Raw genomic sequence first — 18,762 nt, 5'->3', positions numbered from 1 at the left:
CAACCATTTGTATGTCAGTCGCGCGCGATAAACCTGCTCTATGCCATCATTGCCCTATTCGATTAGACGCTAGCACCGCGCCCCCCTAGACTTGTGACATAAAGACTCAAAACGCTTAATAAAGCGTTCACCTTTTGACAACAATCACCTGCGAAGAACACGATGAAATTTAAACCGTCTATCAAGCCCTATACCGGTGCGGCGGGCGGCTGGGGCTCACTGGAAGCCACCACCCGTTACGTGCTGGACAGCAAGCAAGCATTGAAAAATCTGCGCAATCTGATGCGCGTCAATAAAGTACGCGGCTTCGACTGCCCCGGCTGCGCCTGGGGCGATGACAATCACAGTACCTTCAGCTTTTGCGAAAACGGCGCCAAGGCCGTCAGTTGGGAAGCCACCCGCAATGCGGTTACAGCGGAGTTCTTTGCCACCCACAGCGTGAGCATGCTGCTGCAACAGAGCGATTATTTCCTTGAATATCAGGGCCGCCTTACCCAACCGATGCGCTACGATGCCAGCAGCGATCGCTATCAGCCCATCAGCTGGCCGGATGCGCTGGCGCTGATTGCACAGCACATCAAGCGGATGGATAATCCCAACCAAATCGAACTCTATACCTCCGGCCGCGCCAGTAACGAAGCCTCCTATCTGTATCAGTTGTTCGGGCGCATGCTCGGCACCAGCAACTTCCCCGACTGTTCCAATATGTGCCATGAAGCCAGCGGCATCGGCCTGAAACAGAGCATTGGCGTCGGCAAAGGCACCATCCGCATGGATGACTTCGAACGGGCCGACGCGATTTTCGTGTTTGGTCAAAACCCCGGTACCAACCACCCGCGCATGTTGCACAGCCTGAAACATGCCGCCCACCGCGGCGCGCGCATCGTCAGCTTCAACACCCTGCGCGAACGCGGGCTTGAGCGCTTTGCCGATCCACAGAACCCGATTCAGATGCTGACGCCCACCTCCTCGCCGATCAGTTCTGCCTATTACCAGCCCAACCTCGGCGGCGATATGGCAGCGGTCCGCGGGATGGTCAAGGCGCTGCTGGAAACCCATCGACAGCAGTTGGCTGCCGGCCAGACTGGCCTGTTCGACCTGCGGTTTATCGAGCAGCACTGCGTCGGGGTCGACGCCTATCTGGCGCAGGTTGACGCCACCAGCTGGGCGAAAATCACCCAGCAGTCAGGGCTGAGCGAAACGCAGCTGCGTGAAGCCGCAGAGATTTACCGCTCGGCACCGCGGGTGATTTGCACCTGGGCAATGGGGGTCACCCAGCATAAGCATTCGGTGGCCACGGTGCGTGAAATCACCAATCTGCAATTGCTGTTTGGCCAATTGGGCAAACCGGGCGCCGGCCTGTGTCCGGTGCGCGGCCATAGTAACGTGCAGGGCAACCGCACCATGGGCATTGATGAAAAAGCGCCGACGGCGCTGCTTGACAGCCTGGCGAAGCATTTCAACTTTTCGCCGCGCCGTGAACCGGGTCACAACACGGTAGAAGCGATCGAAGCGATGCTGCGCGGCGAGGTCAAGGTACTGATTGCGCTCGGCGGCAATCTGGCAGCGGCGGCGCCGGACAGTGAACGCACCGCACAGGCGCTGCGCAATTGTGGACTGACGGTACACATCAGCACCAAATTGAATCGCAGCCATCTGATTACCGGTAAAGACGCGCTTATCCTGCCAACGCTCGGCCGTACCGAACAGGATATGCAGGCCAGCGGAGCGCAGTTTATTACGGTCGAGGATTCATTCAGCATGGTGCATGCCTCTGAAGGCATCGGCAAACCGCTATCAGACAGTCAGCGCTCGGAAACGGCGATCGTCTGCGGCATTGCCGATGCGGTACTGGGTAATCAGCCACTAAACTGGCTAGAACTGGCGGATGACTATTCGCTGATCCGCGATCACATCGCCGCCACCATTGCCGGTTTCGACGATTTTAACCAGCGCTGCGAATTGCCGGGCGGCTTTTATCTCGGTAACGCCGCCGCCGAACTGCGCTTCGCCACCCCAAGCGGCAAGGCGGAATTTGGTGCCGCAGCGCTGCCCGATAGCCTGTTCCCACAGCTGAGCGGGCAGACGGCGCCGTTCACCCTGCAAACCCTGCGCTCCCACGATCAGTACAACACCACGATTTATGGTCTCGACGATCGCTATCGCGGCGTTTACGGTCAGCGTGAGGTGTTGTTTATCAACCCGGACGATCTTGCCGCATTGGGGATGCAGGACGGCGAACGGGTCGAGATTGAAACCCTGTGGAATGACGGCGTGACGCGCAAGGTCAGCGGCTTCAAACTGGTGAGCTATGCTATTCCACGCGGCAACCTGGCGGCCTACTACCCGGAAACCAACCCGCTGGTACCGCTGGCCAGCTTTGGCGACGGTACCGGCACGCCAACCTCCAAGTCGATCCCGGTGGCGATACGTCGTAAGCCTGCGCCAGCCTCGCTGCGCATTGCCTGAGTAAGCAGGCCTGATATCGCTAAAAAAACGCGCCGCCGGCGTGGAAAAGCGTGATATCAGGCTTGCCCGCAGCGGGTGATTCGCGTAAAACTGTCAGCCGCAAATCTTGCCACTCACAACCCATTCACTGGACGATATGTTTCAAGATAACCCGCTGCTGGCGCAGCTTAAACAGCAACTTCACTCTCAAACCCCGCGTGTTGAAGGCGTAGTAAAAGGGACTGAGAAAGGCTTTGGCTTTTTAGAGGTCGATGGCCAAAAGAGCTATTTCATCCCGCCGCCGTACATGAAAAAAGTCATGCACGGTGACCGCATCGTCGCCACCATCCATACCGAGAAAGAACGCGAAATCGCCGAGCCGGAAACCCTGGTCGAGCCATTTTTATCACGTTTTGTCGGCCGGGTGCAGAAGAAAGACGATCGCCTGTCAATCGTGCCGGATCATCCGTTGCTGAAGGATGCGATTCAATGTCGTCCAGGACGTGAACTGACGCATGACTTCCAGGCCGGCGATTGGGCGGTGGCGGAAATGCGCCGCCACCCATTGAAAGGTGACCGTAGCTTTCATGCCGAGCTGACGCATTTCATTACCGACGCCGACGACCATTTCGCGCCATGGTGGGTCACACTGGCACGTCATAATCTGGAAAAGGAAGCGCCAGAAATGGCCGCTACCCACCAGCCGTCGACGGCGCTGGCACGTGAAGATCTGACCGGTCTGAATTTTGTCACCATCGACAGCGCCAGCACCGAAGATATGGATGATGCGTTGTACGTTCAGGAGAATGCCGACGGCACCCTGCAACTGACCATCGCCATCGCCGACCCGACCGCCTTCGTCGATCAGGGCAGCGCGCTGGACGACATTGCCCGCAAACGCGCCTTTACCAATTACCTGCCGGGCTTCAACATCCCAATGTTGCCGCGCGACCTGTCCGACAACCTGTGCTCGCTGCGCGCCAATGAGCGTCGCCCGGTACTGGCTTGCCGCGTAACCCTCGCCGCAGACGGCGCGTTGGGCAGCGATATCCATTTCTTCGCCGCCGAAATCGAGTCGAAAGCCAAACTGGTGTACGACGAGGTCTCCGACTGGCTGGACGGCATTGCCGGCTGGCAACCGCCAAGCGAGGCCATCGCTCGGCAGATTACCCTGCTCAAGCGGGTCTGTGATGTACGCAACGGCTGGCGCCACCAGCATGCGCTGGTGTTCAAGGATCGGCCGGACTATCGCTTTGTCCTCGGCGAGAAAGGCGAGGTGCTGGACATCATCACCGAACAACGCCGCACCGCCAACCGCATCGTCGAAGAGTGCATGATTGCCGCCAACGTCTGCGCCGCCGTGGTGCTGCGCGACCGTCTGGGGTTCGGCATCTATAACGTGCACACCGGCTTCGACCCGGCGTTGGTGGAACAGGCAGTCAGCGTACTGCAGGCCAACGGGGTACAAGCCGAAGCCGAAAAACTGCTGACGCTGGAAGGTTTCTGCGAACTGCGCCGTCATCTCGACGCGCAGCCGACGCAATTTCTCGACAGCCGTATTCGCCGTTTTCAGACCTTCGCCGAAATCAGCATCGAACCGGGCCCGCATTTTGGCCTCGGGCTGGAGGCTTACGCCACCTGGACTTCACCAATCCGTAAATACGGCGATATGGTCAACCACCGCCTGCTGAAAGCCATTATCAGCGAACAGGCCGCGCAGAAACCTCAGGAAGAGATCACCGTTCAATTGGCGGAACGTCGCCGTCTGAACCGTATGGCAGAACGCGACGTCGGCGATTGGCTGTATGCCCGTTTCCTGAAAGACAAGGCCGGTACCGATACCCCCTTCAAGGCGGAAATCATCGACGTCACCCGCGGCGGACTGCGCGTTCGTCTGCTGGAAAATGGCGCAGTGGCGTTCATTCCTGCGCCGTTCATCCACGCGGTGCGCGACGAGCTGGTGTGCAGCCAGGATACCGGCACCGTGCAGGTAAAAGGCGAAGTGGTTTATCGCCAGAGCGACAGTTTGCAGGTCACCATCGCCGAAGTGCGGATGGAAACCCGCAGCGTGATCGCCCGCCCGGCGCCGTAACCTCCCGCGCACTACGCTGCTTGTCGGGCGCCTTTATGGCGCCCGATTTTTTGCGCTGGGTCAGTCATGCGGCCAGTAGGCCAACGCGGCTACATCACCTTGTTTTTTCACTAATACTCGCCTGAGCTCACATTTCTTATCCGTGCGGTTTCTCTTCGCGCGTAAACCTCCTATTTTTAACTTGGTGTTTACTTTCATAACAACATTGATTGCCTCTCTCACTACTCTGCACACCAAGGAGTTGTTAACCATGAAGAACGTCAAGTCCGGAATAATCTGGCTAGCGGTGGCGTTGGTCGGGGCGTTTGCCTTCGCGATGCTGGCGCTCAGCCGCGGCGAGCATGTCAACGCGGTCTGGCTGGTGGTGGCGTCCGTTGCCTGTTACAGCATTGCCTATCGGTTTTATAGTCTGTTTATCGCCAAAAACGTCTTCGAACTGGACGATCGACGGCTGACCCCGGCGGAGCGCCACAACGACGGGCTGGATTACGTTCCCACCAATAAATGGGTACTGTTCGGCCACCACTTTGCCGCCATCGCCGGTGCCGGACCGCTGGTGGGGCCTATTCTGGCGGCGCAGATGGGGTTTCTGCCGGGCACCATCTGGATACTGGTCGGCGTGATGATGGCCGGTGCAGTGCAGGACTTTCTGATCCTGTTCATTTCCACCCGTCGCGATGGCCGTTCACTGGGTGAAATGGCCAAGCAGGAGCTGGGTGCCTTTGCCGGCGTGATCACCATGCTCGGCGCGCTTGGCGTGATGATCATCATCCTGTCGGCACTGGCATTGGTGGTAGTCAAGGCACTGGCAGACAGCCCGTGGGGTCTGTTCACCATCGCCGCCACCATCCCGATCGCGCTGTTCATGGGTATCTACATGCGCTTTATCCGCCCGGGAAAGATCGCGGAAATTTCGGTGATTGGCTTCGTGCTGATGTTGCTGGCAATTATTTACGGCGGTAACGTGGCGCAACACCCCTACTGGGGCCCGTTCTTTACCCTGCACGGCACCACGCTGACCTGGGTACTGGTGATTTACGGTTTTGTCGCGTCGGTACTGCCGGTGTGGTTGCTGCTGGCGCCGCGAGATTACCTTTCTACCTTTATGAAGATCGGCGTCATCATCGGCCTGGCGGTGGGGATCGTGTTTGCCATGCCGGAGCTGAAGATGCCGGCAGTATCCCGCTTTATTGACGGTACCGGACCGGTGTTCGCCGGCGCCCTGTTCCCGTTCCTGTTCATTACCATTGCCTGCGGCGCCATTTCCGGCTTCCATGCGCTGGTCTCCAGCGGCACCACTCCGAAGCTGGTTGAACGCGAAAGTCACATCCGCTTTATTGGCTACGGTGCCATGCTGATGGAGTCCTTCGTGGCCATCATGGCGCTGATTTGCGCCTCGGTGCTCGATCCGGGCGTGTATTTCGCCATGAACTCACCGGCAGCGCTGATCGGTACCACGGTAGAAAACGCCTCGCAGGTGATTAACGGCTGGGGCTTTATCGTTACCCCGGAAACGCTGACGCTGATCGCCAAAGACGTCGGCGAAAATTCGGTGCTGTCACGCGCCGGCGGTGCGCCGACCTTTGCCGTTGGCATGGCACATATCATCAGCGAGGTATTCAATAGCCGTGGGATGATGGCGTTCTGGTATCACTTCGCCATTCTGTTCGAAGCGCTGTTCATCCTGACCGCCGTCGACGCCGGAACCCGCGCCTGCCGTTTCATGGTGCAGGATCTGGTCGGCGTGGCGGTACCGCGCCTGGCCAACAACCGCTCCTGGTTCGGCAACCTGGCTGGTACCACGGTGGCGGTCGCCGGCTGGGGGTTCTTTGTCTATCAGGGGGTGGTCGATCCGCTGGGCGGGATTAATACCCTGTGGCCGCTGTTCGGCATCGGCAACCAGATGCTGGCTTCGATGGCGCTGATCCTCGGTACCGTGGTGCTGTTCAAAATGAAGAAGCAACGCTATGCCTGGGTGACCATTGTACCGACGGTGTGGCTGTTCATCACGTCGATGACCGCCGGCTGGCAGAAGATTTTCCATGAGAAACCGAGCATCGGCTTCCTGGCACAGGCGAAGAAATTCTCGGCCGGCATCGAACAAGGCACCATTATCGCGCCGGCCAAAACGCTGAAAGACATGGAAACCATTGTGTTCAGCAATCAGATCAACGCCGCGCTGTGCGCCTTCTTTATGCTGGTGGCGGTGACGATGCTGGTTTCTGCCTTTTTCGTGGTGCGCAGGGCATTGAACTCCAGCACCCCGACGGTGCAGGAATCCGAGGTGATGCTACGCGAGCAAACCGGGCGCATTTGAACCCACGGTAAATAGGCAGCATTAACAAGGGCGCCTTCGGCGCCCTTGTTTGCTGACAAAGCAGGGAGGATTGTTATCCGTCTGATGGCGCCATCGACGCCCTTCGTTTTATTTAACCACTGCTATCTGTTCACGCATCGCCGCCTTGGCTTTCACCCGCCGTGACCACATGGCGGTGAGGATTGGCACCAACACCGAAGTGACGATCACCGAGGTGGCAACCAAGGCGGTGGCCGCCGGCGCAACCGCTTTAAACTGCGGCACCATTTCAGCAATCAATACCGGCGTCGCGACCGCCGCACCAGCCGAGCTGGATGCCGCCACCCCGGCGGTACCGTCCCCGCCACCGATCAGTTTGTCCGCAATAATCAAAGGGATGCCGGTAACGACAATCACCGATACCCCCAGCAACACCCCCAATAGACCGGTTTGCGCAATGACGCCCAGGTCAATGGTGTTACCCAGCGCGAAGGCGAAGAACGGAATCAGGGTTTGCACCGCCTTGCCGAAGAACTCGCGCAGTTCCGGATCGAGATTGCCCAAGGCAAAGCCCACCAGGAACGGCAACACTGCGCCAACAAACACGTGTGGCTCGAACGAGGCGATGCCGGCAGTGCCCAGAATGACCATGGTCATCAGCGGGCCGGATTCCAGCGACATCAGCACAAAGGCGCCGGCTTCCTCTTTGGTACCATACTGCTGCATGATCGAGGCATACAGACCGCCATTGGTCATATCCATCGCCGCAACCAGAGCCAGCGTGGACAATCCGGCAAAGAAGCCGATCTCTACGCCGTTCTCTGGCAACAAACGCGACGCAACCGCTGCCACCAGCCAGGCTACGGCGATTTTGGTGACCACCAGGGTGCCTGATTTGCGCAATACGGTGCCGGTGGCGCTCAACTTGATCGAGGCGCCCATGCAGAAGAACCATACCGCCAGAATCGGTACGGTGCCGGAAATCAATCCGTTGGTGAACGAGCCGAAATACTTGCCCGCTTCCGGCGCGAAGGTGTGACACACCGCACCAATGAACAGCGGCACCAGCATCATGCCGCCTGGGATCTTGTCTATCGCACGTTTAATCTGCATTACCTACTCCACTTTAATTTGAACGGGTTACAGCAACGCATCGCCGACAGCTACCGACTTGGGCAGGCTTCGTTGATGTTTTCGTTGCGCAGATTAACTGTTCAACTACTGAATTAAAGTGATCGAACGCATAATATCAAAACGGCGTTTCAATATTTAAGATTATTCATTTCAAAATAGACGCAACATACAATAAAGGCGGCTTAGCGCCGCCTGTGGCTATCGCCTCGCACCTTAACCAGGCACGTGGCTACCAAACGCGCTCTGCCAATCCTGTTCGAACTTTGCTACCGCGGCGTCCACCGCCGGCATGGCAAGCAACTGCTCCGCCACCTCAACCGGCAGCGTCAGCGACTGACAGCCGGCCAGCATGCATTCCAGTGCCTGGCGTGGCGTTTTGAAACTGGCGGCCAGCACCTTGGCATGCGGAGCATGCAACGTCAGCAACTGCTGCAGTTCGCGTACCATGACAATACCATCGCCACCCTGGGCGTCGACGCGGTTAACGTAAGGTGCTACATATTCGGCGCCGGCCAACGCCGACAGCAGCCCCTGTGCTGCACCGTAAACGGCAGTACCCAACGTCGGGATCGACATACTCTTCAGCTTCTTGATTGCCGCAAGCCCCTCGGCGGTGGCCGGAACCTTGACGATCAGACCCGGTACGCGCTGGTGCAACAACACCGCTTCCGCCACCATGCGTTCGGCATCACCGCCCATCACCTGGGCGAACAGTTTGCCGGTACCGCCAAGCGCGTCGCGCAACGCCGGCAACAGCTCCCAAATCGGTTTTCCTGCCTGTGCCACAATGCTCGGATTGGTGGTCACGCCGTGCAGCGGCAGCACACGCGCCAGGCGTTTCACCGCACTGACATCGGCGGTATCAAGGTAAAGCTCCATTTAAGCCTCCTGAATCGTTGTGAGTTTATCCGTGTTCACACCATCATAAACGATCGGGGCGACGAGGCGCTGATTAATGCGGTTTGGCTCGCAACCGCCAGCGCCGAGCGGCATGGCATCGATGCGATATGCCGGCTTGTGGCCAGTCGATCACCAACCGGCTATGGGCAACTTCTTGACCCATATCATGATTTAGTGATGCACATGGCTGGAAATTCGCTCATCTTTACCGCATTATCCCTTAATGCGTCGCTACCGCTATCGCGTGAACAAAACTGATTATTTATACTTTTATCTTTGCGGTTGCCCGTTGGCAATCGCACCATCAGGCTATTATGAATTCAAGACAACAAACCATTTTACAGTTGGTCAACGACCGTCGGCGCATCAGCGTCGGCGAGTTGGCTCGTGCTGCTGGCGTCTCCGAGGTCACCATCCGCCAGGATCTGAACCTGCTGGAAAAGCGCAGCTACCTGAAACGCGTACACGGCTCGGCACTGGCGCTGGAAAGTGACGACGTCGATGCACGCATGATGTCCAACTTCATCCTCAAGCAAAAACTGGCGCACTATGCCGCCACGCAGATCAATGACGGCGAGACCGTTTTTATCGAAAGCGGCAGCGCCAACGCCCTGCTGGCACGCTACCTGGCCGAACGCAAACACGTCACGTTGATCACCGTCAGCCATTACATCGCCAATCTACTCAAGGAAACCGAGTGCGAAGTGATCGTACTCGGCGGTATCTACCAGAAAAAAAGCGAAACCGTGGTTGGCCCGCTAACCCGTATGTGCATTCAGCAGGTGCATTTCAACAAGGCGTTTATAGGCATTGACGGCTACCATGCAGAAACCGGCTTCACCGGTCGCGATATGATGCGCGCCGACGTGGTAAATGCAGTGCTGGAGAAAGGGGTGGAAAACATTATCCTGACCGACTCGTCCAAATTTGGGCAGATTCAACCCAACCCTTTAAGGCCGTTGGCCAAGATTGGGCGCGTGATCACCGACTCGCGCCTGTCGCTGGATTATCAGCACCAGTTAAAGCGCAGCGGTATTGCCTTCGATTTGGTCAACGAATGATGACTTCGGGCATAGTCGTATGCCCGAGTTTGCTGAAACGGTTTACTGACCGTAATAGGCGTTTTTACCGTGCTTGCGCAGGTAATGTTTATCCAGCAGGATTTGCTGCATCTGCGGTAAACCGGGCACCAGCTGACGCGAAAAAATCCCCATATAGGCAATTTCTTCCAGCACTACCGCGTTGTGCACCGCGGTGTCGGCGTCTTTTCCCCAGGAAAATGGTCCGTGCGAATGCACCAGTACCGCCGGTACCGCCGCCGCATCCAGCTGGCGCTGGTTAAAGGTTTCGATAATCACCCGGCCGGTTTCCCATTCGTAACGACCGTCGATTTCGTCATCATGCATCATGCGGGTACAGGGGATGTCGCCGTAAAAATAATCGGCGTGAGTGGTCCCCCAGGCGGGAATGTCCAGACCGGCCTGCGCCCAGATGGTGGCATGACGAGAATGGGTATGCACAATGCCGCCAATCGATGCGAAGTCGAGATACAGTGCGCGATGGGTGTCAGTATCGGAAGAGGGTTTTTTACTGCCCTCCACCACCTTGCCGCTTTCCAGTTCCACGACCACCATGTCGCTGAGCGTCATTGCCGGATATTCAACGCCGGACGGTTTTATCACCATCAGTCCTGACTGGCGATCGACACCGCTGACGTTGCCCCAGGTAAAAGTAACTAGGTTATGGCGCGGCAATGCCAGATTGGCCTCCAGCACCTGTTGTTTTAGTTCGTTAAGCATCGGCTATTCCTCAATCGCGTATTCTTGACCTATTGTCAAAGGCGACCGCGGCGGCAGGTATGGCAAAACTCGCTAAAGACCGCGCAGATTTCTGCTGGAAAAGCGTTTCTGCGCGCTTGATGCCCCTCGTCCCTCTCCACCGATCGCGGCTTGCCGATAAAAAACGCAAATCACGCGCAGTTAGTAAGGAATTTAAGATTTTTTACCTGTGAATATTTGTGTGGGTATTTATACTAATTAACGGCGGCAATACTGCCGTCAGGTTTTATTTATTTGGCTTTGAGCAAAAAATGCCAAGTTTTATTTCGATACTGTATGGGTGTTAGTAGCAGGCTTATTTGATGGATCACGCCTATACTTATTAAGGCACTTCCATATAGCCAATGCTAAGGAGAAGTCATGATGATTATCACCAAACGTTTTGCCACAGCCGCTCTGGCTATTACCCTGGCGTTTTCATTGAGCGCCTGTTCCAACATGTCCAAACGTGACCGTAACACCGCAATCGGTGCCGGTGCCGGTGCAGTCGGCGGTGCAGTGCTGACCGATGGTAGCGCATTAGGGACGCTGGGGGGTGCCGCAGTCGGTGGGATCATCGGTCATCAGGTCGGCAAATAAGCCTTTGATGGATGAGACCGCTGCCGCAAAGGCGGGCAAAAGCGATAACGCTTTGACGCATTAACAAGCAATAACAATTACAGGTCTGTCTACACTTCATCTGCGGCGTCTTGCTGCAGATCCGGGCCAACGCCCAAGCAACACCCTATACCATGCCGCAGCCGTATACTGCGGCATGGCCACAGTGCTTAACCACCTGCCAATTTGACCTTCATACCCTTGGCCTCAAGCAGTTGTTTGAGCAGGTCGCGTTTATCGCCCTGGATTTCTATCACACCGTCTTTCAGCGAACCACCGCAACCACATTTTTTCTTCAGCTCCGCCGCCAGCTTTTCCAATCCGCCATCATCCAGTTCGACGCCAGAGATCAGGCAAACCCCCTTACCCTTGCGACCGCTGGTTTGACGCTGAATGCGCACCACACCATCACCTTTGGCGCGCTGTGGTTGCGGTTCTGCTTCCTTGACGCGTCCACCGTCGGTGGAGTACACCAGGCGGCTATTGTTGTCATTCATTGCAGGCTCCTTTATGCCAATGAGGCGCCAATGGCGGCCAGCGTCGCAGCCGGATCGGCTGACTGGGTGATCGGCCGGCCAATGACCATATAATCGACACCGGCAGCTAATGCCTGTTGCGGGGTCATCACCCGGCGCTGATCGCCAGCGGCACTGCCGACCGGGCGGATCCCCGGCGTCACCAGTTGAAACTCGCGACCACAGGCGGTCTTCAGCCGTTCGGCTTCCTGCGCGGAACAGACTACGCCATCCAGACCGCAGTCGCGCGTCAGACGGGCCAGACGCTCCGCCTGCGCCGCCGGTTCGAGATCGATACCAACGCCGCGCAGATCGTCGGCCTCCATGCTGGTCAATACGGTAACCGCAATCAGCAACGGCGCGTCGGCGCCATAAGCCTGTAGCGCCTCTTTGGCGGCAGTCATCATGCGAGCCCCACCGCTGGCATGCACGTTGACCATCCACACACCCAGTTCTGCAGCAGCGGCCACCGCGCGCGCGGTAGTATTGGGAATATCATGGAATTTCAAATCAAGAAAGATCTCAAAGCCGCGCTGGTGCAGGTCGTTGACCAGCTGTGGCCCGAACAGCGTGAACATCTCTTTGCCCACTTTTAACCGACAGTGTTGCGGGTCAATGCGATCGGCAAAGGCCAGCGCCGCATTTTTATCGGCGTAATCCAACGCAACGATAATCGGCGACGATTTTAAGCCTTTGTTATTGGTTTTATTTTCCGACTTCATTTGTTCACCCTTCTGTAAAATGGACATGGATGGTCATCACCCGTAAAAACCGACCGCCGCATTCTACATGCCAGCCAGCCGAAATCCCAGCCGCAACCGCCCCGACGATAAAGGTAATCTTACGCCACATTCTGTCATTGCTGGTCAGGAAGCGTTTTTGACCTAGCCCACCTGCTGTAAAGCAGCGTCAAGATGGGTAAATTATCAATCAAATTATTTGATAAAGATACTCAGCAATATCCGGTTTTATTCTTTTCTGGCTGCTATATCATTTAACTTATCGGAAGCAAGCCGCTTCCAAACTGAAAAATACATCTGGAGAGCAACATGAAAAACATCAAATATTTTGCAGCAGCTGCGGTTATCGCTATGACTTCTTTTGCATCCGTTGCCGCCGAGCCGGTTGATATGTCACAAGCTGAAAACCTGACCGCCGCAGGCGTAGTTTCTGCCGGCCATGCATCGACCCTCAGCGGTCTGGAGGCCAAACTGGCAGCCAAAGCGGAAGCTCAGGGTGCCAACGGCTATCGCATTACCTCAACCACCGGCAATAACCTGATGCACGGTACCGCAGTTATCTATAAATAATAGCTGTTGGTATAGGGCCCGATTCACTGGGCCCTACCTGATTGTCCCCCGCCGTTAGCCCCCCGCGCCAAATGTTACATATATATTAAATTTTTATTACACACTAGACAGTGAAAGGTTACTGGCTTAGCTTGAGATCTTCTAATCGCAGAAAGGCTTCAAAATGAGCGAGATATCGACACTGACTATTAAAATTCCTCTGGAATTAAAAGAAAAAATCAAAGCTGCGGCCCTGGAGAGCCAACTCTCGTTAAGCGCCGAGGTATGCCAACGTCTGGAAGACAGCTTTACCGCAGCAGTCAATGCCGACGCGGCCAGCAAAAAGGCAAACGCGCTGCACCACGGCGAAATTGATAATCAGGAAACCGAAGAAGCCATCGAACAGCCGTTAAGCCAGAAAGAACTCAAGAAGTTGCGCCAACTGTTAAAAACCGGCGTGAAGAGCAGCAAGAAGAAATAAGCGAATCAAACAAAACGGGGCGAATTATCGCCCCGTTTTTATTGGCCATCCAGACCGCGAATCGGTTTCACCGACGCCCAGGCGCGGCATGATGGACAATGCCAATACAGCGAGTGCGCGGTAAAACCGCATTTGTGACAGCGATAACGCGGCTTGGTGCGGATCTGTTCACCGACCATGTCGCGCAACAGCAACAGGCTCTCTTTGGCCCGCCCGTCTTCGGCATCCGCCAGGTGGTAATCCATCAGGTGATAGAACACCCGCATGGTGGGGTGACGTTGCAACTGTCGGTTGATATAAACCTGCACCACATCGCGCCCTTCATGCTGTTCGATGATCTCGGCAAGCATCAGTTCGGCGGTGGCGCCGGTGTTCTCTTCCACGCAGCGCTTGAGGAATTCAGCCCATGCGCCCTGCAACTGCGGCAACTGCTCATAGCATTCGTGCAACATCGGCAACGTTTCGCTGACCAGTTCCTTGTCTTGATCCAGCACGCGCTTGAGTGATTCCACCGCTTTAGTGAACTCTCCCTGCGCCATGTAGATGCGGCCGAACATGATCGAAACGCGCGCGCACTGCTTGTCCGCCAACGCCGCGCGCTTCAACAGGCCCATCGCCTTGTCGAGATCGTCGCTACCCATCGCCTGTAACGCCAGTTCACAGTAGAAGTGCGCAATTTCAATCCGTTGTTTGTCTTTACCCAGTTTGACCAACCTTTCCGCCACGTCAATCGCCTTCTGCCAGTCGCTGGTCGCCTGATGGATGACCAGTAACTGTTGCAGCGCGGAAATACGGAAATCGGTTTCGTCGGTCAACTGGCTGAACATGTCCTCGGCGCGATCGTACAGGCCAGCGGCCATGTAATCGCGTCCGAGTTGCTGCACCGCCAGTAAACGCTGTTCGAAGGTCAACGAGGCGCTTTCCATCAATGCCTGATGGATACGAATGGCGCGATCGACTTCACCACGCGAACGGAACAGGTTACCCAACGTCAGGTGGGCTTCGACGGTGTTGCTATCCTCTTTCAACATATCGAGAAACAGATCGACCGCTTTGTCCTGCTGGTTGGAAAGCAAGAAGTTGACCCCAGCGACGTATTCGCGCGACAGTCGGTTGGCCTCTTGCTGTTTATCCTGCTGAGCGCTTCTGCGGCCCATATACCAGCCATAGGCGGCGGCGACGGGCAGCAACAGAAACAGCAGCTCTAACATAGAAGGTTATTCCTTGCTGACAACGGGCTGAGCCGCTGGTTCAGCAGGCGATTCAAGCTGCAGCTCCAGCCTTTTGATCTTGCGTTCGGCGCGACCCAGCGCAATGCGCGTACGCAGATAAAACAGGCCGCAAATAATCCAGCCGAGCACAAACCCGGTACCGAACAGCGCAGCCAGCAGCGTAGAAACGCGATAATCGCCCTGCGCAACCAAATAGTTAAACGTCACGACCTGGTCGTTATGCGCACCCAATGTGACGGAAATCACGAAGATCACCAGAACTAGCAAAAAAATAAGCAAATATTTCACATTCTTTCCCGCGATGCCGAGTTAATCGGATGAATTATGCCCATACGTGGCGTCCCTAACCATTAAGTTAGCATTTCCCATCGTGGCAGGGAAACCCTGGCGTGCGATAAATCCTTGGCGATGGTGGCATATTCAGCAATAAATAATTCTCCCGGATAAATTAATGAGAAAGCTTCTCAAAAGGCGGGATTTATCAATAATAAATGGGGACGAAATGACAAATTGCAACCGGGGGGACCGCGACGCCGATGACGTCGCAGTTTTTGTGACGCCGTCACGTCATGACATGATTAAACCACCGTCAACGTTGATGGTCTGGCCGGTGATATAGGCTGCGTCTTCGGAGGCCAGGAACGCTACCAGCCCGGCAACGTCCTGCGGCTGTCCGGCACGCTTGAGCGGGATACCTTTGACCCATTCGGCCATCAGTTCCCCTTTACCGTAGCGTTTTTCCGCCGTGCTGAGGATTTCGCCCCAGACGCGATCGTTATAATCCCACATTTCACTTTCTATGATGCCCGGACAAAAGGCATTTACCGTGATGTGATGAGCTGCCAGCTCCAACGCCAGACTTTGCGTTATGCCAATCACCCCCATTTTGCTAGCCGCATAGTGTGGCGTATAAATAAAACCCTGCCTCCCCTGGCCGGACGAGGTATTGATTAACCTGCCACCCCGCTGTTTCACCATATATTTCGCCGCTTCACGACAACACAGCCACACGGCGGTGGTGTTCACCGCCAGCACTTTTTCAAAGTCGCTTTTCGGCATCTGATCAAAGCGATCGATGGTAATTACCCCGGCATTCTGTATCGAGACATCGATGCTGCCAAAGGTTTCCCATGCCTGGCGATAAACATCGCCGACCTGCGCTTCGTCGGTAACATCGGCGTTGAGCGCCAGAATATTCGTCGCATACTGCTGGCGCAGCCGCTCAGCGGTCGCATGCACCCGCTCGGCATTAGACGTCATCACCAGATTGGCGCCCTGTTCGGCAAATCGTTGGGCAATGCCAGCGCCGATCCCGCGACAAGCGCCGGTGATCACCACGGTTTTTCCACTAAAATCACGTTTCATCTCGCTTGATCTCCAGAAGTTAATACCGTTTCGGGCTGCCATAGCGTGCGCTGCACCGCCTGCTGCCAACCCAGATAACTGTGTTGCAGCTGCTGATGACGCTGCATGTCCGGGGTAAACTCATCGTGTTGCGGCAACACGGCCCGCAGTCGGTCTCGATCCCAGCCCCATAACTGCCGCATCGCCAGCAGCGCCGCCCCCAAAGCGGACAGTTCCGCTGTGTTGCTACGCACTACCGGGCAGCCGAGCAGATCGGCTTGAAACTGCATCAGCCAGTCGTTGCGGCTTGGCCCGCCGTCGGCCATCAATTGCTGCAGGTTAAAGCCCGGCTGACGACGCAGCACCGCTATCACGTCGGCTATCTGGTACGCTACCGACTCCAGCGCAGCGCGAATCAAATGCGCCCGCTGACTGCTGCGGCTCAGCCCGCAAATCACTCCACGCGCCCGGTCATCCCACCAGGGAGCGCCGGTGCCGGTGAGCGCTGGCACAAAATAAACGCCGTCGGTATCCGCTACGCTGGCCGGTAGCTCATTGAGCAGCTGTCCTTTGGCATCGCCGGTAATCGACAGCATCCAGGCCAGCGCATCGCCGGTATGGGGAATATTGCCTTCCAGCGCATACTGCCGACGTTTGCCGTCATGCCAGGCGATGGTGGTCGCCAGCGCGGTCATCCCCTGAACGATATCTTCAACCGGCGCCATTACCGACGATCCGGTGCCATAGGTGGCCTTGACCCGCCCGGCCTGCCCCAGCGCATGGCCATACAATGCCGCATGGGAATCGCCAATCATCGCGCAGATCGGAATGCCGTCGGCGATGCCATCAATGCCTCGGGTAACACCAAACCGATGGCTCGACGGACAGACTTGTGGCAATGCCGCACGCGGAATACCGAATAGCGTCAGCATTTCTTCGTCCCAGTTGCCGGTAGCCAGATTCAGCAATTGAGTACGCGCCGCGTTCGATTGATCGCAGCAGAAGGACTGACCATCGGTCAGTTGCCACAGCAACCAGGCATCGATGGTACCCAGACACAATTCGCCACTGTCAGCCAGTTGCTGTCCATCAGGGGTGTTATCCAGCAACCAGCGCATCTTACTGGCGGAAAACAGCGGTGCCAGTGGCAAACCGGTGATCTGGCGGATAGGCTGCTCCTGCCGATCGCGCCGCAGCTGTTGGCAAAACGGTGCCGAACGCGAGCATTGCCAGCTCAGTGCCGGTCCGATCGGCTGGCCACTTGCGCGTAACCAGCCGAGCACAGTTTCCCGCTGATTGCTGATGGCGATGGCCGCGATACGCTGACTGCCCACCTCGGCCATCGCTTCGCGCAACACCGCCAGCGACGCCGCCAGCAGCTCTTCGCCATGCTGTTCTACCCATCCAGGCTGCGGCGTCTGCAACTGCAGCGCACGGCTGACCTTGGCAATCGCCTGTCCCTGGGCATTCACCACCACCGCCTTGGCGTTGCTGGTACCTTCATCCAGCGCGATAATGCAATCCTTGCTAGCCATGGCTCACCTCCGTTAATGGCTGCGCGGCCTTTTTTTCGTGACGTTGCATCAGCGTGACCTTACTCTGCAAACGTTGCTGGAATTGGTCTATCACTACCGCCGTAACAATCACCAGCCCTTTGATGACCATCTGCCAAAATTCGCTAACGCCCATCATCACCAGACCATCCGCCAGAAAGACGATGACAAACGCGCCGATGATCGAACCAAATACCCGCCCACGGCCGCCGCTCAACGCAGTGCCTCCCAGCACCGTGGCGCCGATGGCATCCATCTCGAACATGTTGCCGGTCATCGGGTGAGCGGTTTGCAATTGAGAGGCGATCACCAGCCCGACCAGCGCGGCGCACATGCCAGAGAAGGCATAAACAAACAGTTTTACCTTGACGATCGGTACACCGGACAGCCGCGCCGCCGGTTCATTGCCACCGATGGCATAGATATAACGGCCAAGCGGCGTTTTCTTGGTGATATAGATGCCCAGCACGACCACCGCCATCATCAGCCAGATCGGATTGTAAATACCGAGCAGCGAGCCGGATCCCAGAGCAGCAAAGCCAGTGTTGCCAAGCGCCTCCACGCCCACCAGATTGGGGTAGGTTTTACCGTCGGCGGTCAGCAGGGCCGCACCGCGCGCCACATACATGGCGCCCAGGGTACAGATAAACGGCGCAACCCCCAGTTTGGTAATCAGCGCACCGTTAACCAGACCGAAAAACAGCCCCAGCAACACCACCACGCCGCACACTTCAAATACGTTAAGAAACAGAAGATTGTCGCCCCACAACGGCACGCCAACCGTCAGCAGCGCGCCGGCGATCATGCCGCATACGCCAGCCACCGCGCCGACTGACAGATCGATGCCGCCGGTGAGGATCACCAGCGTCATGCCCACTGCCAGCAGACCGGTAATGGCGACGTGCTGCGTCATGATCAACAGATTGGATACCGTCAGAAAGTTAGGCACCATACTGCTGAAGAACAGCACCACCAGCAGCAATGCAATAAAGGTGCGCGCCTGTAACAAATACATATACAACCGATATTTGGTTTGCATCTTG

17 protein-coding genes are annotated in these 18,762 nt (G+C 56.6%); 7 read left to right on the top strand and 10 right to left on the bottom strand.

The features are described 5' to 3' along the window. Window positions 1-162 precede the first annotated feature (162 nt). The 3 genes from NYE85_RS15445 (at window position 163) to NYE85_RS15435 (ending at window position 6,857) form a co-directional block, all read left to right on the top strand. The gene (locus NYE85_RS15445) at window positions 163-2,469 is read left to right on the top strand and encodes an FdhF/YdeP family oxidoreductase (RefSeq protein ID WP_259005619.1); all 2,307 of its coding nucleotides are present in this window, start codon (window positions 163-165) and stop codon (window positions 2,467-2,469) included. Window positions 2,470-2,605: 136 nt separating this feature from the next. Then, window positions 2,606-4,540: an exoribonuclease II gene (locus NYE85_RS15440; protein WP_259005618.1), complete on the top strand. Its 1,935-nt coding sequence runs from the start codon at window positions 2,606-2,608 to the stop codon at window positions 4,538-4,540. A 250-nt stretch (window positions 4,541-4,790) separates the two neighbouring features. Further along, on the top strand, window positions 4,791-6,857 hold the full coding sequence (locus tag NYE85_RS15435) for a carbon starvation CstA family protein (protein ID WP_259005617.1): 2,067 nt from the start codon (window positions 4,791-4,793) through the stop codon (window positions 6,855-6,857). Between the two features lie 108 nt (window positions 6,858-6,965). On the opposite strand, the gene kdgT is transcribed toward NYE85_RS15435, so the two are convergent. Both kdgT and fsa read right to left on the bottom strand, forming a co-directional pair. Then, on the bottom strand, window positions 6,966-7,949 hold the full coding sequence (gene kdgT, locus NYE85_RS15430; protein ID WP_259005616.1) for a 2-keto-3-deoxygluconate transporter: 984 nt from the start codon (window positions 7,947-7,949) through the stop codon (window positions 6,966-6,968). Between the two features lie 234 nt (window positions 7,950-8,183). Further along, a complete protein-coding gene (fsa, locus tag NYE85_RS15425; RefSeq protein WP_259005615.1) occupies window positions 8,184-8,849 on the bottom strand; it encodes a fructose-6-phosphate aldolase in 666 nt (221 codons plus the stop codon). 335 nt (window positions 8,850-9,184) lie between these two features. Between fsa and NYE85_RS15420 the strand changes: the two genes are divergently transcribed. After that, window positions 9,185-9,931, top strand: coding sequence for a DNA-binding transcriptional regulator YciT (locus tag NYE85_RS15420; RefSeq protein ID WP_259005614.1), 747 nt, complete (start codon window positions 9,185-9,187; stop codon window positions 9,929-9,931). 42 nt (window positions 9,932-9,973) lie between these two features. Here NYE85_RS15420 and araD read toward each other — a convergent pair whose 3' ends face one another. Then, the gene (gene araD, locus NYE85_RS15415) at window positions 9,974-10,669 is read right to left on the bottom strand and encodes an L-ribulose-5-phosphate 4-epimerase (RefSeq protein ID WP_259005613.1); all 696 of its coding nucleotides are present in this window, start codon (window positions 10,667-10,669) and stop codon (window positions 9,974-9,976) included. 399 nt (window positions 10,670-11,068) lie between these two features. Here araD and osmB point away from each other — a divergent pair, with 399 nt between their 5' ends. Continuing rightward, complete coding sequence (gene osmB, locus NYE85_RS15410) at window positions 11,069-11,287, top strand: osmotically-inducible lipoprotein OsmB (protein WP_004962538.1); 219 nt, start codon at window positions 11,069-11,071, stop codon at window positions 11,285-11,287. Window positions 11,288-11,475: 188 nt separating this feature from the next. Here osmB and yciH read toward each other — a convergent pair whose 3' ends face one another. Then, entirely contained in the window at window positions 11,476-11,802 is a 327-nt protein-coding gene (gene yciH / locus NYE85_RS15405) for a stress response translation initiation inhibitor YciH (RefSeq protein ID WP_259005612.1), read from the bottom strand. An 11-nt stretch (window positions 11,803-11,813) separates the two neighbouring features. After that, window positions 11,814-12,542 carry an orotidine-5'-phosphate decarboxylase gene (gene pyrF, locus NYE85_RS15400; RefSeq protein WP_259006342.1) on the bottom strand — a complete coding sequence of 243 codons (729 nt, stop codon included), beginning with the start codon at window positions 12,540-12,542 and terminating at the stop codon, window positions 11,814-11,816. 327 nt (window positions 12,543-12,869) lie between these two features. Here pyrF and NYE85_RS15395 point away from each other — a divergent pair, with 327 nt between their 5' ends. Next, on the top strand, window positions 12,870-13,130 hold the full coding sequence (locus tag NYE85_RS15395) for a YdgH/BhsA/McbA-like domain containing protein (protein ID WP_259005611.1): 261 nt from the start codon (window positions 12,870-12,872) through the stop codon (window positions 13,128-13,130). A 163-nt stretch (window positions 13,131-13,293) separates the two neighbouring features. Continuing rightward, entirely contained in the window at window positions 13,294-13,590 is a 297-nt protein-coding gene (locus NYE85_RS15390) for an Arc family DNA-binding protein (protein ID WP_259005610.1), read from the top strand. Window positions 13,591-13,628: 38 nt separating this feature from the next. On the opposite strand, the gene lapB is transcribed toward NYE85_RS15390, so the two are convergent. From lapB to NYE85_RS15365, 5 genes are all read right to left on the bottom strand, one after another. After that, a complete protein-coding gene (gene lapB, locus NYE85_RS15385) occupies window positions 13,629-14,801 on the bottom strand; it encodes a lipopolysaccharide assembly protein LapB (protein WP_259005609.1) in 1,173 nt (390 codons plus the stop codon). 6 nt (window positions 14,802-14,807) lie between these two features. Next, a complete protein-coding gene (locus NYE85_RS15380; protein ID WP_259005608.1) occupies window positions 14,808-15,110 on the bottom strand; it encodes a LapA family protein in 303 nt (100 codons plus the stop codon). A gap of 279 nt (window positions 15,111-15,389) precedes the next feature. Continuing rightward, window positions 15,390-16,187: an SDR family oxidoreductase gene (locus NYE85_RS15375; RefSeq protein WP_259005607.1), complete on the bottom strand. Its 798-nt coding sequence runs from the start codon at window positions 16,185-16,187 to the stop codon at window positions 15,390-15,392. Further along, complete coding sequence (locus NYE85_RS15370; protein ID WP_259005606.1) at window positions 16,184-17,701, bottom strand: FGGY family carbohydrate kinase; 1,518 nt, start codon at window positions 17,699-17,701, stop codon at window positions 16,184-16,186. Before NYE85_RS15370 ends, NYE85_RS15375 begins: the two co-directional genes overlap by 4 nt. Further along, complete coding sequence (locus NYE85_RS15365; RefSeq protein ID WP_259005605.1) at window positions 17,694-18,758, bottom strand: ABC transporter permease; 1,065 nt, start codon at window positions 18,756-18,758, stop codon at window positions 17,694-17,696. The genes NYE85_RS15370 and NYE85_RS15365 overlap by 8 nt, the downstream gene beginning before the upstream one ends. Between the last annotated feature and the right edge of the window lie 4 nt (window positions 18,759-18,762).

The organism is Serratia sp. AKBS12, from assembly GCF_024793895.1.
Taxonomy (GTDB): Bacteria; Pseudomonadota; Gammaproteobacteria; order Enterobacterales; family Enterobacteriaceae; genus Serratia_F.
Note: the sequence above shows the minus strand (reverse complement) of the source record. Positions and strands in the feature narration are given on the sequence as shown.

What these genes read in the sequence shown, in the direction of transcription:
- NYE85_RS15445 (WP_259005619.1), top strand. Translation starts at nt 163, where the DNA reads ATGAAATTTAAACCGTCTATCAAGCCCTATACCGGTGCGGCGGGCGGC.
- NYE85_RS15440 (WP_259005618.1), top strand. Translation starts at nt 2,606, where the DNA reads ATGTTTCAAGATAACCCGCTGCTGGCGCAGCTTAAACAGCAACTTCAC.
- NYE85_RS15435 (WP_259005617.1), top strand. Translation starts at nt 4,791, where the DNA reads ATGAAGAACGTCAAGTCCGGAATAATCTGGCTAGCGGTGGCGTTGGTC.
- kdgT (WP_259005616.1), bottom strand. Translation starts at nt 7,949, where the DNA reads ATGCAGATTAAACGTGCGATAGACAAGATCCCAGGCGGCATGATGCTG.
- fsa (WP_259005615.1), bottom strand. Translation starts at nt 8,849, where the DNA reads ATGGAGCTTTACCTTGATACCGCCGATGTCAGTGCGGTGAAACGCCTG.
- NYE85_RS15420 (WP_259005614.1), top strand. Translation starts at nt 9,185, where the DNA reads ATGAATTCAAGACAACAAACCATTTTACAGTTGGTCAACGACCGTCGG.
- araD (WP_259005613.1), bottom strand. Translation starts at nt 10,669, where the DNA reads ATGCTTAACGAACTAAAACAACAGGTGCTGGAGGCCAATCTGGCATTG.
- osmB (WP_004962538.1), top strand. Translation starts at nt 11,069, where the DNA reads ATGATGATTATCACCAAACGTTTTGCCACAGCCGCTCTGGCTATTACC.
- yciH (WP_259005612.1), bottom strand. Translation starts at nt 11,802, where the DNA reads ATGAATGACAACAATAGCCGCCTGGTGTACTCCACCGACGGTGGACGC.
- pyrF (WP_259006342.1), bottom strand. Translation starts at nt 12,542, where the DNA reads ATGAAGTCGGAAAATAAAACCAATAACAAAGGCTTAAAATCGTCGCCG.
- NYE85_RS15395 (WP_259005611.1), top strand. Translation starts at nt 12,870, where the DNA reads ATGAAAAACATCAAATATTTTGCAGCAGCTGCGGTTATCGCTATGACT.
- NYE85_RS15390 (WP_259005610.1), top strand. Translation starts at nt 13,294, where the DNA reads ATGAGCGAGATATCGACACTGACTATTAAAATTCCTCTGGAATTAAAA.
- lapB (WP_259005609.1), bottom strand. Translation starts at nt 14,801, where the DNA reads ATGTTAGAGCTGCTGTTTCTGTTGCTGCCCGTCGCCGCCGCCTATGGC.
- NYE85_RS15375 (WP_259005607.1), bottom strand. Translation starts at nt 16,187, where the DNA reads ATGAAACGTGATTTTAGTGGAAAAACCGTGGTGATCACCGGCGCTTGT.
- NYE85_RS15370 (WP_259005606.1), bottom strand. Translation starts at nt 17,701, where the DNA reads ATGGCTAGCAAGGATTGCATTATCGCGCTGGATGAAGGTACCAGCAAC.
- NYE85_RS15365 (WP_259005605.1), bottom strand. Translation starts at nt 18,758, where the DNA reads ATGCAAACCAAATATCGGTTGTATATGTATTTGTTACAGGCGCGCACC.